Genomic DNA, 15,694 nt, shown 5'->3' on the forward strand with positions numbered 1-15,694 from the left:
ATTACTGCTCATTAAAGCAATTAAAAGCGGTTAGCTCCGGCTAAAATCTGTCTTTGAGTGCTCTGAGTGCGGCAAACGTCTCAATTGGCTCGGATACTACTTGACCCCACTTGCTGCTTACTTGTGCTTGAATGCTCGCAATATGGGTTCGAATAAAAGGGTTTATCGCTTTTTCAAGTTTTAAAGTGGTAGGTAAACTTGCTTGGTTGTTTTGTCTCAGTTGTTTTACTTTGTTTGCATGGTTAAGTAATGTTTGGTTATCGGTGTCTATGGTGAGTGCAAAACGAATATTGGCTTGGGTGTATTCATGGGCACAAAAAACTAAAGTATCGTCGCTTAATGCTCGGAGTTTTTCTAAACTGTGTTGGAATATGCTAGCTGTACCTTCAAACATGCGGCCACAACCGACTGAAAATAAGGTATCGCCACAAAATAGCCAGTCATCATTATAATACGCAATATGATCTAAGGTATGACCTGGAATATGGCATATATCAAAGCTTAAATTAAATTCATTAAAATGAATTTTTTGACCGTCAACTAACGAATAATCCGTTTTTGTAAAAGGACTATCTTTTGGGCCATATACTTTTAGGTTAGGATAAATTTGCGTTAACTTTTGTACACCACCCACATGGTCAGAGTGATGATGTGTGATAAGTATAGCAACGGGCGTAATTTGGGTTTGTTGATTTAAATAGTCAATCACGGGGGCAGATTCACCTGGATCGACAATTAAGCAATGTGATTGGTTTTGAATAACCCAAATATAGTTATCTTCAAACGCTTTTAATGCAAAGACTTGATTCATAATTGATTTACTCTAATATTGTTACACACTTAGTTAATTGTAACTGAAGTTGAGCCTTTGATGAAACCAGCACTGCAAGATGCATTATTGAATTCACCTGTAAATTGGCAGGATATGCCACAGGGGAACTTTGTTCAAAAACAAATTGAGCGCCATTTAAATCCTTGGTGGCCGCAAGTGTTTGGATATCATTTGTTAAAAATTGGCCATTTGAGTTCTGAAATTGATACTGCGTATTGTCCAATTAAACATCAAATCAATTTAGCCACTTCAGGTGCAAAACAGGGGGTTATTGCCGATGTACATTATTTACCTTTTTCGGAGCACTCGGTTGATGCAGCGTTATTAGCTCATACGTTAGAATTTACGCATGATCCTCATCAGGTATTACGTGAAGCGTATCGGGCATTAATTCCCAATGGCTATATTTTTATTACAGGTTTTAATCCGTTAAGCTTAACGGGTGTAACTCGGTTTTTACCTAAATTGAGGCAGTCGAGCTTATCCCAAGCTCGTTTTTTCAATCCTAATCGAATTAAAGACTGGCTACATTTGTTAGGTTGTGAGGTAGTTTCTGATCGGCGATTTGTATATGGTTCTTTATCATCTAGCCGTCATGGTCATTACACTAAGCGCTGGATCCCTGCTATTACACATCAATACTTATCTCATTTTGGAGCCGTTTATTTAATTGTAGCTCGTAAACGTGAGTTGCCATTAACCCCGAGTAAACCAAAATGGAAAGTGAAGCCTCAATTGCAACCGGTAGGGCAAGGGGTGCGGATTCGTTCAGGAGTGCATTCAACCTCAAAGCATAGCTAAGTTGCTAATGTGGCTTTAAATATGCTTCAGATGAGGATGTAATATGAAGCATATTGATGATCGAAAAATTTATTGATTAAGTTTGATAACCTGTATCAGATAATAATTTGCTTTGGCTGGCCGCATCACGAGCGAGAATATCACAGCGTTCGTTTTCAGCATGACCAGTATGGCCTTTAACCCACCTCCATTCAACTTTATGATGTTGGCATTGTTGGTCAAGCCGCTTCCATAAATCGACATTTTTAACCGGTTTTTTATCTGAGGTTTTCCAACCTTTCTTTTTCCAGTTATGGATCCACTGAGTAATCCCGTTTTTGACATATTGACTATCGGTTGTGAGTATTACCTGACAAGGCTTGTTTAATGTTTCTAAACCAACAATGGCCGCTAATAGCTCCATACGATTGTTAGTTGTGAGTTGATAACCTTCGCTTAATTCTTTTTCATGATTACCGTATCGTAAAACCGCACCATAACCACCGGGGCCGGGGTTACCTAAGCATGATCCATCAGTATAAAGCTCTACTGTGTTCATTTATTTTCCTTACTGTGATTATCGATTCAGGCCAGCTGTGTGTTAAAATTAAAAGCTGAAACCGGATTTACGTGTATTATACCTAAACAAGTTGCTAGGGTCTGCTGATCTTTTGGGTACAATTTTGCAGCAGTTTTTGGTATTTATACAAGGCATAGCGATTGATGTGTAGTGAGCTACATAAATGAGCTATAAAGAGTTTATGCTCCTGCAAAGTCACCTTACTCCACATCCATGTGGGGGCAACACAGAATAAATGCCAAACAAACGCTGCCCTTCGGGTTTGTGCTAAACGCTTTTGCTTCTTGTTGCTTACAAGGGGAGGTACTTAGCGCGAGCAGGATGCGGTAGCTGTGCTAGATATGGGCATACGACGTGGGATACAAGAGGTAGCGCAATGCAGGCGCATATTGCCGAGAATAACTATGCTACCTATCTGGCGTCGTGATCAAAAAGTATTTAGTTAGCACAAAATTTGTACTCAAAACGTCAATAGACACGAGTGCTTATGCGAGATAATTTGCTTGCATAGATTGAATCCGGAATTGCTATTTTATTATTTATTAATTTTCTATTAGGTTGATCATGTCACGACAAATCGTATTAGATACAGAAACTACAGGGATGAATCAGGCCGGTGGTCCAGTTTATTTAGGCCATCGAATTATTGAGATTGGTTGCGTAGAGGTGGTTAATCGAAAGCTAACCGGTAATCACTTTCATGTTTACATCAAACCAGATCGGAGTGTTGATCCTGAAGCGATTCAAGTTCACGGTATTACGGATGAAAGGCTAGCAAACGAGCCCTCGTTTGCCGAAATTGTGGATGATTTTATCGCTTTTATTAAAGGAGCTGATTTAGTCATTCATAATGCACCGTTCGATGTCGGTTTTATGGACTATGAATTTGAAAAGTTAGGCATTTCAACTAAAACTGAAGATATATGTACCATTACTGATACGTTAGCGATGGCCAGACAAATATTTCCAGGTAAAAGAAACAATTTGGACGTGTTGTGTGATCGCTATGGCATAGATAATTCGCATCGAACGTTGCACGGCGCTTTGCTCGATTCAGAAATATTAGCTGACGTTTATTTATTAATGACAGGCGGGCAAACCGCACTTAATTTATCGTCAGATAGTGGCGATAGCAAAGATGTTGGAAAAATAATTCGTTTAAATTCAGATCGAAAACCGCTAAAGGTTTTATCTGCAGCTGCCGATGAAATAAGTGCGCATCAAGAAAGACTTGATTTAATTGAAAAAAGCGCAGGAAGTTGTTTATGGCGAGGCTAGCTTATAAAAGCTAACAATTAAATGAAGGCAAGTATGGCAAAAATTATTTTATCAATTAAAACCTATGTTCTACTTGCCTTTATCTGTAGTACCAGTTTGGCGCAAAGCCCACCTATTATAAATTCAAAGCCTATTCTCGATAGTGATGAAATAGAGCAGCAAACAGCAAATCAAACATTAGGCCCAATGGATGTTATTCGGCTAGTTGATGCACCTGACCACCTTTCTAGCATCCAGTTGATTCAAAATCGTTTTAGAATAGATGAACATGTTGATGATATTGTGATGGTGTTTTTTCGTAAATATGGTTCAGCCCCCCTCATTTTAATTCGTCCTGATGGTAGTAAGCTTTACGCGCCAACCATTGAGCAAGTTGAAGGTCAGTGGTATGACGATTTAACTTTTGACATGATTCAGTTAAAAAAACCTATGGTAGGGCCTTGGCAAGTAGTCGGTAATATTACGCCCGATAGTAAAATTATGGTGTTGTCTGATGTGCAATTAAAAGCTGAACCTTTGCCTAGTTTATTATTTTCAGGCGAAATTATTAAATTAACCGCATCTTTATTAAATGGTGGAAAACCGATTCAGTACGCTAATTTTAGCGATGTAGTCCAACTGGATGTCACTTTTTTAAGTACCAATAATAATGAATATCAAAATTTTGCTGCCGATTCGGTCAAAGTTGCACAATTTAAAGACGATGGACAAGGGTTTGATGAACGCCGAAAAGACAGTGTTTTTACCGGTGAATTTAAATTAAATGTCGCATCCGGTGAATGGGTACCTAGTTTATTTTTAGACCTAGGGCTATTTAACCGCGAATTATTACTCGATCCTGTGATTTTGCATCCAGTGCCGTTTGATGTGCAAGTTGATACCGCATTAGATGATAATGAGTTGCATAGCTTAAATATTAGCGCGAATACAGAGCTTATTAACTTTAGCTCGTTTGCTTTTAGTGGTGAAATTTTTTATCCAACAGGTGAGTCTCAGCGATTTTCAATTCCTGAAGAAGAAACTGACAAAAAGCAGTTTATGCTGTTTAACTATGGAGCTGGTACTTATAAAGTAAAACTCTCTGCATTTGGCAAAAATAAAAATGGTCGAGATATGATGATTCATATCCCTGAATATAGCTTTAATATAGCAGCGTCCACGCCTGTAGTGGCAGATACGCCAGATCTAGAAGCTCAGCTAGCTGAACAAATTATGCAACCTGTACCTGAGCCTGCGGAGCCTAAAATGTCGGCGACAAGTATTATGCTTATTATTGTTGGCTGTAACCTTGTGATTTTTATATTGGCATTTATTTTAATTAAATATGGTTTTTTAGCTAAAACGCCTTTTTGGAAGCAGATACCAGTTGCCAAGCTAAAATTTTGGTCTAAGAAAAAAAGTCAGAATAAAAACGAGACTAAGCAAGAAAATCAACTAATGGATGATTTTTCATCAGAAAGTGATGATATTATCGACTTAACCTTGCCTGAAGAAACTTAATTCATTTTTTTTGCAAAAAGCAGTTGACTCAACTTGCTTGAGTCCTTATTATTGCGCCCGCTTCTGACGGAGGGGAACCTCAACAAGAAGATTAAACCTTTGATAGTTAAGGTAATGCGGAGTGGTAGTTCAGTTGGTTAGAATACCGGCCTGTCACGCCGGGGGTCGCGGGTTCGAGTCCCGTCCACTCCGCCAACTTTATTGCAATTGGTTTTAATAACACCACTGTGGAGTGGTTGTCTTAATTGGCTAAATTTAAATTCTTTACGGTTTTAATTTATCTAAATAAGCTAAAATACCTAAATTAAAAATATATCGCTGCGGAGTGGTAGTTCAGTTGGTTAGAATACCGGCCTGTCACGCCGGGGGTCGCGGGTTCGAGTCCCGTCCACTCCGCCATTATATTTTTACGAAGTTTGAATGTTTGCTTTTTAGCATACCACTGCGGAGTGGTAGTTCAGTTGGTTAGAATACCGGCCTGTCACGCCGGGGGTCGCGGGTTCGAGTCCCGTCCACTCCGCCATCATTCAACTTTAAATCACTGTCGAGTGAAGCTTTAAAATATTAAGCTAAAACCGAAATGTAAATCATACCACTGCGGAGTGGTAGTTCAGTTGGTTAGAATACCGGCCTGTCACGCCGGGGGTCGCGGGTTCGAGTCCCGTCCACTCCGCCATTTATCTGTTCTTGATAAATATATCCCCCTATATCTTGTTTTAATTATTAAAAATATTACTATTTTTTTGTGCTGCCTTTTTATCAGACTAGTCGAGCTGACTTAACTCTGTTTTTGTATTAAATCTAGATGCGTTAGTACCCGCTCAGTCGGTTAGCTTTTTTTAACACTAGCGGCCAGACCGTTATTCTTGCCCATAGACCAGATATAAGTATTTCTTCAGGTCATTGCCTATAATTTTTAAGATCTTTAAGTTTTCTAGTGAACCTTAATTCGAGTTAAGGTTAGTTATAACGTGAATTTTTAAACCTTGTATATATTTTTCTTAAAGCTATACTTGAATGTCACCTTAGAGGAAACTATGTCTAAAAAATACACGATCAGTATTATTAAGAGTAACTTACTCACCTTCCCAATTTAAGCCGAGCGTAGGCTTTACGCTCGGCAGCTATTCTATTTTTACATCCCCCTTATAAAATTTTTTACTCAGTTCGGTTGGAGAAAAAGCCGTGCTTAATTGTATTTATTGTTTTAAAAAATCTTTAATTTGCCTTTTAAACTGTGCATTTAGAGACGCTAGTTATCAAATTTTAATGAACCCTGTAAAGCTCAGTATTTTTCTGAATCGGTTTGAGTTCAGTCAAACTCATGCGTCTCGGTTAGAGAATAAAATTAGAGTGGGTTGTCGAGTTGTCTTAAAAAATTTAGCCACTCACCAAATTATGAATTTAAGAGTAGTTAGTCCTGAGCAGGCATGTATTGAGATAGGTGACATCTCTTACTTATCAACTTTGGGCTCTGAGTTATTAGGGTGTCAGCGAGAAAGTATTGTTTATGTCGATACTCTTAAACATTCAAGTGCTTGGAAAGTGCTCAGTATTGGACGGTAAGCAATTTTAATAAATCATTAAAAATGGAGGAAAAACCAAACACAGCATGGCTTGGATTTTGAACTGTGCAGTGATTCAAGTTTAGATTAAATAAGTGAATTATTAGGTTGCTAGGTGATTCTTAAGAATCTTATTTTTAAACATTTACTCATAGAAGAATTACGATGGAAAATAAACCCAAAATTATCATTTCGTCAACTGATTTAGCGGAAATTGAACGGCAATTGGAAGAGCGCAAATTACCTGCGGAATTGGTTGATGCTTTGGAGGAAGAGCTAGCTCGGGCTAAAATACTACCAAATAAAGAAATGCCAAATGATGTTGTTGTTATTGGCAGTCAGGTGAAATTCAAAGTGTTAGAAACCGATATGACATTTACTAAAACTTTGTGCCTACCAGAAGACATTAGCAAATATGATGATGGTATTTCGGTCTTTGCGCCTATCGGTTCGGCAATTATTGGCTTGAGTACAGGTCAGCGCATTAACTGGCAAGTCCAGCGGTCGCTGCAGACCGTTGAGGTTGTATGGGTCACTCAATAAGCCAAATTGAGACATTTTAAATATTTCGTGCAAATTTATGCTGAACCACTTATGTAGAAGGTTATTTGATGACATATATTCACCAAACTATAGAAAGCTTAAAGCAAAGTAGCCCTGCGCAGTCAGAGTTTTATCAGGTGGTTGAAGAGGTGTTAACTTCGCTGGCGCCTGTACTAGAAAGTAATCAGCAATATCAAAATCAAGCTATTATTCAGCGTATTGTGGAACCTGAACGACAAATTATGTTTCGGGTGCCTTGGGTTGATGATAATGGTGTTATTCAGGTTAACAAAGGTTATCGCGTCGAATTTAATTCGGCGCTCGGGCCATATAAAGGGGGGTTAAGGTTTCACCCCTCTGTGAATGCCAGTATTATAAAATTTTTAGGCTTTGAACAAATTTTTAAAAATGCATTAACAGGCCTACCCATAGGTGGTGGTAAAGGCGGTGCTAATTTTGTTGCCAAAGGTAAGTCAGATGGCGAGATTATGCGTTTTTGCCAGTCATTTATGAATGAACTTTATCGTCATATTGGACCGCATACAGACGTGCCAGCTGGGGATATTGGTGTAGGTGCTCGTGAGATTGGCTATATGTTTGGTCAATATAAGCGGTTAACAGGGCGATACGAAGGGGTTTTAACCGGTAAAAGCCTACTTTGGGGTGGCTCATTAGCCCGAAAAGAAGCAACTGGGTATGGCACTGTTTATTTTGCAGATTATATGTTGAATGAGCGAGGAGACAGTTTAAAAGGGAAAAAATGTCTAGTGTCTGGGGCAGGTAATGTAGCAATTTATGCAATAGAAAAATTGTATCAGTTAGGCGCATTGCCTGTGAGTTGTAGTGATTCAACAGGAACTATTTATCATGCTGAAGGTATTGATCTTAAATTACTTAAACGGTTAAAAGAGGTTCAAAAACTGGGTTTGATTAACTATTTAGAAACTTATCCGAATGCTATTTTCACGCCGGTTTCAGAGTACCCTCAGGATGGTCATGCGGTTTGGCATTATAACGCAGATGCAGCGTTTCCTTGTGCGACACAAAATGAATTAACTCAAATAGATGCTGATGCTTTAATTGCAAATGGATGTAAGCTGGTTAGCGAAGGCGCTAATATGCCAACGACCAGAGATGCAGTTAATACCTTTTTGGAGGCGAATATTGCTTTTGCACCAGCTAAAGCTGCCAATGCTGGTGGTGTAGCAACCAGTCAGTTAGAAATGGCACAAAATGCGAGCATGCAAAGGTGGACTTTTAACGAAGTAGATGGGCATCTTAAACAAATAATGAAAAATATTTTTGTGAATGCAAATGAAGCTAGCAAAGAGTTTGGCCAGCAAGGGAATTTGGTATTAGGCGCTAATATTGCGGGATTTCGTAGAGTCGCCGATGCTATGATAGAGCAAGGAGTGGTGTAAGCTAACCTCAACTCGGTTTAATGAATATGTTTCAAACGGCCTTTTTTAGCGGGGACTTTGTTAAATTCTTTTGCAATAGGCTAGCTATGACGCGTGAATTTACCTTGTCCACGTAAAAAATACTCGTTAGAAACCATGCAGAGCTATAAGGTTAAATAATTCAATTAGTTAGAATGCACCTTAACCTGAGTTGAGGTTAAGGTGTATTGCTGCGTTAATTGATATAATTAATGCTTAAAGCTTATAACCCGCGAGGCTCAAAAAAATGTGTCGCTTGAGCGATTTTATAACGAGTAACACACAGATGTTCCAATGAGCAGGCACTAGTTATTTAGTTAGCCAAAACTCTTTAGCGCAAAATGTTTTTTTGATGGGTATAATAGGGCGGTTGATACTTTATAAATTTGGGTGTTTTATGAACCGTAAGAAAAAAATTAATACAATTTTAAAAAAACGAGCTAAAAAAGCGAATGCTAAAAATGTCCGTTCAAATAAGCCTAAGTATATTTCAAAAGCGGATCGCGCCGAGAGCCCAACGCTCGAAGCCGAGCAAGCGATAGCTCAGGTTCAAACGCCAGCTTAATTTTTTTGCTCGTTGTATTCATGATGAAACGTTACGGCGCTAATAGCATTCCTGGAATAGTAATAGGTTGATAAACTTTACTGTTTGCTGGGGCTGTTAATGCCTTGGCTGCTGTCGATGGTTTACACTCGCCGTTTTCAAGATAATATAATGCAGCGCTTTGAGCTGGGTCGGCCAGCTGTGCCCAGTCACCAGCTGGGTAATCTGAGCTCACTTCACAACCTGCCTCCAAGCCATTTAAATAATCGGCAAAGCCAAGTGAATTTTCAGTTTGAAAATTAACCGCGAGCAAAGTCTGGTTGCAAATATCATAACCATCTTGTTCACCTTTATTGGCATAAAATCCTACGGGTTTACCATAAGTATCTTGGCCAACTTGAGTGAGGTTTAAATACGGATTTAATCCATTAATGACTGACTCACTGGCGGAGGCTGAGCGGCCATTAGTTAGTACAACCAACTCATTTAAATTTAAACTATTGCTTAGTATTTGATTGTAGCTAGCGCCTTTTTCACTATTGATTAAATCTTCAACGGTAAAGTCCGCATCTAAACTTACGAGGTTTTGATTATGGGTGATATTTAAAAATACTTCGCCATCTAATTTATCCCCTGCTAGGTAAAGCGATAACCTGGCTGCTACACTTAATAAACCGCCACCGTTGTCACGTAAATCTAACACAAAATGGTCAATATTTTGGTTTTTGAAATAGCTAAATGCGTTATCAATTTCATCTGCGCTATTTTCAAAAAAGCCAGTAGGAAAAGACAAATAAGCGACATTACCCGCGTTAGTTGAAATAACTTTAGCAAGTGCAACGGTATTAATAGTAATTTTTTCTTTTTGAATTAATTGGCTAAATTCTATATTTTGAGGCGTAGTCCAAGAAAATCTAAGTGAGTATCCCTGTGTATCTGGACCTAATAAATCAAAAAACTCTGTAAGCTGATAAGGTTCGGATAGCCAATCGACAACTGTCGTTGCAGCAACCATACCTATTTTTGTGATTTTATCACCTCGCTTTAAGCCTGCTACGTCAGCAGGTGAATTTTGGTAAACCTGATAGACAATTAATTCACCGTTAACAGGGCCGAATTCGACACCATAATCTAATCCTGAGCCTGTAATGGTCTCTTCCCAGCGATCCGTTGGAATCGCATAACTAAACCTGTCGCCGGCTGCAACGACATCCTCTAGCAACTCATTGGTATCTGTATAATTGGCAAACGCTTTCTTGGGGATAGATAACTCATCAAGCCATAAGTATTCCAGCGCTAAAGTATCATACCAATAGCTATGCAAACTGTCCTTGGAGCATTTTTCTTCGAGTGTTGATTGAGAAAGTGAATTGTCAGAATCTGAGGAGCCGCCACAAGATGATAATACAGCGATAGTCGCAGCAATAAGCGGTAATTTTAATCCTAAGCGCATTGTTATTTTCCCTAATTTTAGATGTTGTTTTTAGAAGTTAGAGAATAATGCGAGAGAATCAGAGAATCAAGTTAATTGTTACCAATTTGTTTCAATTTTCCGATTAAAAGTGAAAGCTGCCATGCACACCATAAACTTTATTTTCAGCAATAATTTGTGCATGCATACCTGCTGAAATATGACGATTAAAATAATAATCACTGGTTAACTTTAACCCTAAACGGTTTTGTTCAAACTGTTGTGGCATACGATACACCACAGCGCTATAAAGGCGTAACCTTGATGAAAGTTTAATGCCGGTGCCTGCTTCAAGTTGAATGCTATCGTTTGAATTTGTACTAGGTTGGCGTCGTTTAACGGTTTTATCCGTCAGATCATTTTGATAAAGCAAACTGGTTTTTAAATTGACTCTAGCTGAAAATGGATAGCGATAACTAATGCCGGTTAAATGGCTTTGGTTACGCAAATCTACCTGAGCAATTACATAGACTTGTTTTTGTGTTTGTTTGGTACTAGCGCCAGAAATATTAGGCGTTGTTTTAGCCTTTAATGACACGGCTTGATTTGGGTCGAGTTGAAAATAAGCTAAAGTGGATTCTTTATTGGTTAAAACAGTTTTGGATTCAATTGCCTTTACCTGAATGCTAATTAATAGACAGCTAACCAACATCAATACTTTGTATTGCTCCATAGCGTGTGCTCCGCCGTGTAAGTTGACCGTGAAATTTTATTTTATTTTTTCATAACAAAATTAAGTGTAGTCTAAAAACAAAAAACATTGGTTATTTTTTTATGCGATTTATTAGATTTATTGGTAAATGCCTAAGTAGGCTAAGTAGATGGGGCTCATAAACTTACACCGTTTTAGTTAAAAACGGTGTATTTATGGATTGTGTATCGTTTGTAAGATCAAAAACGGTCGGGATTTATAGTTTGAAAAAATGCGTTTTGTATTCAATTAACTCAGCGATAGATTCTTTTATATCATCTAACGCTAAATGTGCGCCTTTTTTCTGGAACCCCTCTAACAATTCGGGTTTCCAACGTCGTGCAAGTTCTTTAACTGTGCTGACATCTAAATTTCGGTAATGGAAAAATTGCTCTAATTCAGGCATATGAATATGCATAAACCGTCGGTCTTGGCCTATGCTATTGCCACACATCGGAGATTTCCCCGCAGGGACATATTGAGCTAAAAAGTTAATGGTTTCTTGGCTCGCAGTGGCTAAATCGGTGCTACTATCTTTACAGCGCTGCGTTAAACCCGATTTACCATGTTGGTTAACGCACCATTCATCCATATTATCTAAAATTTCATCTGACTGGTGAATTGCAAAAACAGGTCCTTCAGCAATAATGTTCAGTTCACTGTCGGTGACTATGGTCGCAATTTCTAAAATTTTATCGGTTGCTGGCTCTAAGCCAGTCATTTCTAAATCCAGCCAAATCAGGTTATTTTCGCTAAATGACATATATGTTCCTAAACAACATCCTTTCTTATCAATGCATAGTGTACAATAGAAGCATCTTAAAAAAGTGGTTAATACGCAATTTGCTCAGCAGCTTAACAAATTGTATGTTAGCTTGATACGATTGCGCCCATTTGGGTTATCTTTCATTATTATTCATTAAAAGTAGCACTGTGGCAAAAAAACAAAAATTAACTAAACAACAACTTAGACGAATGAAGTCTAATCGTAACAAAAAAATTAACGAAACTGAACAAACTCAGCTCGATACTAGTTTGTTGGGAGATAGTTTTGAGGGTCGAGTGATCAGTCGATTTGGCCAACATGCCGATATCGAAGATGAGCAAGGCCAGTTACGACGTTGCGATATTCGCCGAACGATTGATTCTTTAGTCGCCGGAGACGCGGTAATTTGCCGTGAAAATCAAGCTGAAAGCGGTAATCAAGGGGTGATCGAAGCCGTTAAGCCACGATCGTCTTTATTAACGCGTCCTGATTTTTATGATGGGGTAAAACCAGTGGCTGCGAATATTGACCAAGTGGTTATTTTATCTTCAATTCGTCCGGAGTTATCTTTGCATATTATTGACCGTTATTTGGTTGCGGTTGAAAATATGGGCGCTACACCTGTTATTGCAATTAATAAAGCTGATTTATTGACAGATGTTGAAAAACAAACGCTTGAAGCAGAATTGGCTTATTATAAAACCATTGGTTATCAGGTTTATTGGTTGAGTGTAAAACAAGCACAAGGGTTGGCTCAAATAGAAGATGTGCTGGCGGATAAAATTTCTATTGTGGTCGGGCAATCAGGCGTTGGTAAATCGTCATTAGTAAATCGTTTATTGCCAGAAACAGATGCATTAACTAATGAAATATCGGATAATTCAGGTTTAGGTACACACACCACTACTGTGGCGCGCTTATATCATTTACCTAGTTCAGGCGAGTTAATTGATTCTCCAGGGGTTCGTGAATTCGCTTTATGGCATTTGACCGAATCTCAGATATTTGATGGGTTTGTTGAATTTGAGCAATATCGCCACTTGTGTAAATTTAGAGACTGCAAACATTTAGATGATCCTAAATGTGGTTTACGCGCAGCAGTTGAAAATGGAGATATTAAAGCGTCTCGGCTTGAGCACTACCACCGAATTATTCAATCAGTGAGTGAAAACAAGCCATCGTATATCCCCAATAGCTAAATTGGTACTGAACAAGTGAATGAAAATGATAAGGAAACTTTTGTGTCATTAGAAAAAATAAAAATTGGGTTGCAATACTGTACCCCTCAACATGCATTATCTCGACTTGTTGGTTGGTTGGCAGCGTCAGAAAATAAATTGATTAGCCAAACTTTTATTAAGTGTTTTGCTAAAAGATTTAATATTAGTTTAGCGGAAGCTCAAATAGAACACTTTGGTGAGTTTAAGTCATTTAATGAGTTTTTTACTCGTGCGCTTAAACCTGATGCTCGTCCAATTGCTGAATCAAAAACGGCTATTGTGAGTCCGGTTGATGGGCAAGTCAGCCAAGCAATGAAAATAGAGCAAGACTCAATTTTTCAAGCGAAAGGCCATCATTACAGTTTAACAACCCTATTAGGCGGTGATGAAGAAAATGCTAAGCCATTTCAAAATGGCGACTTTGCGACAATATATCTATCACCAAGTGATTATCACCGCATTCATATGCCATGCGATGGTAAATTAAAGAAGATGATTTACGTACCGGGTAAATTATTTTCGGTAAATCACGCTACTACACGTCATGTACCTGAGTTGTTTGCACGCAATGAAAGGTTGGTATGCTTTTTTGATACTGAGTTTGGTGAAATGGCAATGGTTTTGGTTGGCGCTATGATAGTTGCCAGCATTGAAACAGTATGGGCAGGCAATATTACACCGCCAACAGGTGCTCGTACTTTTACTTGGCACTATACAGATAGCGATAATATTACTTTGCGAAAAGGACAAGAAATGGGGCGCTTTAAGCTAGGCTCAACTGTTGTTTGTACCTTTCCTGAAAATACTCTTCAATTTAACGCCGACTTTGGTGCAGAAACTAAAGTAAAACTGGGCGAGTCGATCGCACAAGTTATTTAATAAGGTTTTATGTCGTTACCTACCTCCTCTCAAGCAGAGCAAAAACTTGCTCTGCTACAAATTCATGTTGGCGTTTTATTATTAGGTGGAACCGCTTTATTTTCTAAACTCATTCCATTGCCGGGTGATGCAATTACCTTTGGCCGCGCAGTGATCGCCGGATTATTTTTAGTTATTCTGGTTAAATTGACCGAGGGGAAACTTAAGTTAAATAGTCGACAAGATCTCATAAATGGCATTATCTTAGGTGTATTTATGGCGATTCATTGGGTTACTTATTTTTTGGCTATGCAATATTCAACGGTTGCGACAGGGATGATTGCTTTGTATACCTATCCGGTGATGATTGTTTTATTTGAACCTTTAATGCACAAACAAATTCCTAATAAGCAAGATATAGTGATAGCGCTGGTGGTGTTAATTGGCGTTGTATTATTAATTCCCGATTTAAGTTTAGATAGTGAATATACCTTGGGTATTTTGTTAGGTGTGTTTTCAGCTGTTTTTTTTGCAGCGCGCAATATTATGAATCGTCGTGTGTTTTCACACTACACAGGTACTAAGAATATGATGGTTCAAGCGATTGTTGTGGCGATTATTTTATTTCCATTTGAGTACCATCATTTTTACGTAGGGTTACCGTTATCCACTTGGTTATGGCTTATTTTGTTGGGTGTTGTATTCACGGCATTGCCGCATTCATTAATTGTAAATGGGCTGCGGCATGTTAAAGCTAAAACCATGAGTTTAGTATCTTGTTTATCACCTTTTTATGGGACTGTTTTTGCTATATTTATTCTGGCAGAATACCCCAACCTACAAACCATGATTGGTGGCAGTTTAGTTGTCTGTGCAGCCATGTACGAAACTTTACACGCGCATAAACAAACTTAGGAATCACATGCAAATTATCGCTCATCGAGGTGCCAGCGGCACTGCACCTGAAAATACAATAACTGCATTTCAGTTGGCGTTAGACGCAGGTGTGAGTGGTATTGAATTAGATGTTCAAATGGTAAGTGGTGTGGCGGTTGTACTGCATGACAGGTGGTTACAAAAAACGACAAATGGGATGGGGTTAACACAAGATATTGATCTAGCTTATTTACAAAGCTTAGATGCCGGAGGTGGGCAATCTGTACCTAGGTTAGGTGATGTTTTACAGCTTATTAATGGAAGCTGTTTAGTGAATATTGAGCTTAAAGCGCCAGATTGCGAATTGGCTGTATTAGCTGAAATTGAATATGCGTTAGCCGCGTTAAATTTTTCGGTTGAACAATTTTTGATTTCCTCTTTTAATCACCATAGTTTACAGAAAATCAAGCAGCTTGCCCCTGAATTAAAACTGGGGGCGTTAACTGCCAATTTACCCTTAAGTTATGCTCAATTTGCTACTGATATACAAGCTTGGTCTGTTCATTGTGCCATTGACTTTATTGATCAAGCATTTGTAGATGATGCACATCAACGGGGGTTACAAGTGTGGGTTTATACTGTTAATCAAATTGAAGACATTGATGCGATGCTGAAATTGGGCGTTGACGCAATTTTTACCGATTATCCTAGCCGTTCGATTCAATATTTAAACTCTATTTCTTGTTAAAGA

The 15,694-nt window shown here is 38.5% G+C and carries 16 protein-coding genes and 4 tRNA genes; 15 read left to right on the forward strand and 5 right to left on the reverse strand.

The genetic code is table 11. The annotated features are described in order from the left end of the window. Window positions 1–40: 40 nt before the first annotated feature. Complete coding sequence (gloB, locus tag OLW01_RS03835) at window positions 41–811, reverse strand: hydroxyacylglutathione hydrolase (protein ID WP_268075345.1); 771 nt, start codon at window positions 809–811, stop codon at window positions 41–43. Window positions 812–871: 60 nt separating this feature from the next. Between gloB and OLW01_RS03840 the strand changes: the two genes are divergently transcribed. Next, window positions 872–1,633 carry a class I SAM-dependent methyltransferase gene (locus OLW01_RS03840; RefSeq protein ID WP_268075348.1) on the forward strand — a complete coding sequence of 254 codons (762 nt, stop codon included), beginning with the start codon at window positions 872–874 and terminating at the stop codon, window positions 1,631–1,633. A 76-nt stretch (window positions 1,634–1,709) separates the two neighbouring features. Here the strand turns inward: OLW01_RS03840 and rnhA are convergent, their stop codons facing one another. Next, entirely contained in the window at window positions 1,710–2,171 is a 462-nt protein-coding gene (rnhA, locus tag OLW01_RS03845; protein WP_268075350.1) for a ribonuclease HI, read from the reverse strand. A gap of 585 nt (window positions 2,172–2,756) precedes the next feature. On the opposite strand from rnhA, the gene dnaQ reads away from it, so the two are divergent. From dnaQ to OLW01_RS03895, 10 genes are all read left to right on the forward strand, one after another. Then, window positions 2,757–3,470 carry a DNA polymerase III subunit epsilon gene (gene dnaQ / locus OLW01_RS03850; RefSeq protein WP_268075352.1) on the forward strand — a complete coding sequence of 238 codons (714 nt, stop codon included), beginning with the start codon at window positions 2,757–2,759 and terminating at the stop codon, window positions 3,468–3,470. A 33-nt stretch (window positions 3,471–3,503) separates the two neighbouring features. Continuing rightward, window positions 3,504–4,970: a TIGR03503 family protein gene (locus OLW01_RS03855; protein WP_268075354.1), complete on the forward strand. Its 1,467-nt coding sequence runs from the start codon at window positions 3,504–3,506 to the stop codon at window positions 4,968–4,970. A gap of 118 nt (window positions 4,971–5,088) precedes the next feature. Next, window positions 5,089–5,165 (forward strand) — tRNA-Asp (locus OLW01_RS03860). Window positions 5,166–5,292: 127 nt separating this feature from the next. Beyond that, a tRNA-Asp gene (locus OLW01_RS03865) sits at window positions 5,293–5,369 on the forward strand. 47 nt (window positions 5,370–5,416) lie between these two features. After that, window positions 5,417–5,493, forward strand: a tRNA-Asp gene (locus OLW01_RS03870). Between the two features lie 76 nt (window positions 5,494–5,569). Beyond that, window positions 5,570–5,646 (forward strand) — tRNA-Asp (locus OLW01_RS03875). A 509-nt stretch (window positions 5,647–6,155) separates the two neighbouring features. After that, window positions 6,156–6,536: a GreA/GreB family elongation factor gene (locus OLW01_RS03880; RefSeq protein ID WP_268075355.1), complete on the forward strand. Its 381-nt coding sequence runs from the start codon at window positions 6,156–6,158 to the stop codon at window positions 6,534–6,536. A gap of 164 nt (window positions 6,537–6,700) precedes the next feature. Continuing rightward, window positions 6,701–7,078 (forward strand): GreA/GreB family elongation factor, encoded by a 378-nt coding sequence (locus tag OLW01_RS03885; protein WP_268075356.1) that lies wholly within the window; start codon window positions 6,701–6,703, stop codon window positions 7,076–7,078. Window positions 7,079–7,146: 68 nt separating this feature from the next. Then, a complete protein-coding gene (gdhA, locus tag OLW01_RS03890) occupies window positions 7,147–8,499 on the forward strand; it encodes an NADP-specific glutamate dehydrogenase (RefSeq protein ID WP_268075358.1) in 1,353 nt (450 codons plus the stop codon). Window positions 8,500–8,914: 415 nt separating this feature from the next. After that, window positions 8,915–9,082, forward strand: a complete 168-nt coding sequence (locus OLW01_RS03895; RefSeq protein ID WP_268075359.1) for a DUF2986 domain-containing protein — start codon at window positions 8,915–8,917, stop codon at window positions 9,080–9,082. A 31-nt stretch (window positions 9,083–9,113) separates the two neighbouring features. Here OLW01_RS03895 and OLW01_RS03900 read toward each other — a convergent pair whose 3' ends face one another. The 3 genes from OLW01_RS03900 to orn all read right to left on the reverse strand — a co-directional run bounded on the left by OLW01_RS03900 (window position 9,114) and on the right by orn (window position 11,986). Beyond that, window positions 9,114–10,514, reverse strand: a complete 1,401-nt coding sequence (locus OLW01_RS03900) for a S41 family peptidase (protein WP_268075360.1) — start codon at window positions 10,512–10,514, stop codon at window positions 9,114–9,116. Window positions 10,515–10,617: 103 nt separating this feature from the next. Next, a complete protein-coding gene (locus tag OLW01_RS03905) occupies window positions 10,618–11,205 on the reverse strand; it encodes a hypothetical protein (RefSeq protein WP_268075361.1) in 588 nt (195 codons plus the stop codon). 235 nt (window positions 11,206–11,440) lie between these two features. Beyond that, window positions 11,441–11,986, reverse strand: coding sequence for an oligoribonuclease (orn, locus tag OLW01_RS03910; RefSeq protein WP_268075362.1), 546 nt, complete (start codon window positions 11,984–11,986; stop codon window positions 11,441–11,443). A 170-nt stretch (window positions 11,987–12,156) separates the two neighbouring features. Between orn and rsgA the strand changes: the two genes are divergently transcribed. Genes rsgA through OLW01_RS03930 form a run of 4 tightly spaced genes read left to right on the forward strand, consistent with a single transcriptional unit; the run spans window position 12,157 to window position 15,691 of the window. Continuing rightward, window positions 12,157–13,188 carry a small ribosomal subunit biogenesis GTPase RsgA gene (gene rsgA, locus OLW01_RS03915; RefSeq protein ID WP_268075363.1) on the forward strand — a complete coding sequence of 344 codons (1,032 nt, stop codon included), beginning with the start codon at window positions 12,157–12,159 and terminating at the stop codon, window positions 13,186–13,188. A gap of 42 nt (window positions 13,189–13,230) precedes the next feature. Beyond that, on the forward strand, window positions 13,231–14,088 hold the full coding sequence (gene asd, locus OLW01_RS03920) for an archaetidylserine decarboxylase (RefSeq protein WP_268075364.1): 858 nt from the start codon (window positions 13,231–13,233) through the stop codon (window positions 14,086–14,088). A 9-nt stretch (window positions 14,089–14,097) separates the two neighbouring features. Further along, window positions 14,098–14,982: a DMT family transporter gene (locus OLW01_RS03925; protein ID WP_268075365.1), complete on the forward strand. Its 885-nt coding sequence runs from the start codon at window positions 14,098–14,100 to the stop codon at window positions 14,980–14,982. Window positions 14,983–14,989: 7 nt separating this feature from the next. After that, window positions 14,990–15,691: a glycerophosphodiester phosphodiesterase gene (locus tag OLW01_RS03930; protein ID WP_268075366.1), complete on the forward strand. Its 702-nt coding sequence runs from the start codon at window positions 14,990–14,992 to the stop codon at window positions 15,689–15,691. Window positions 15,692–15,694: the final 3 nt, after the last annotated feature.

Source organism: Catenovulum adriaticum, assembly GCF_026725475.1.
GTDB lineage: Bacteria > Pseudomonadota > Gammaproteobacteria > Enterobacterales > Alteromonadaceae > Catenovulum > Catenovulum adriaticum.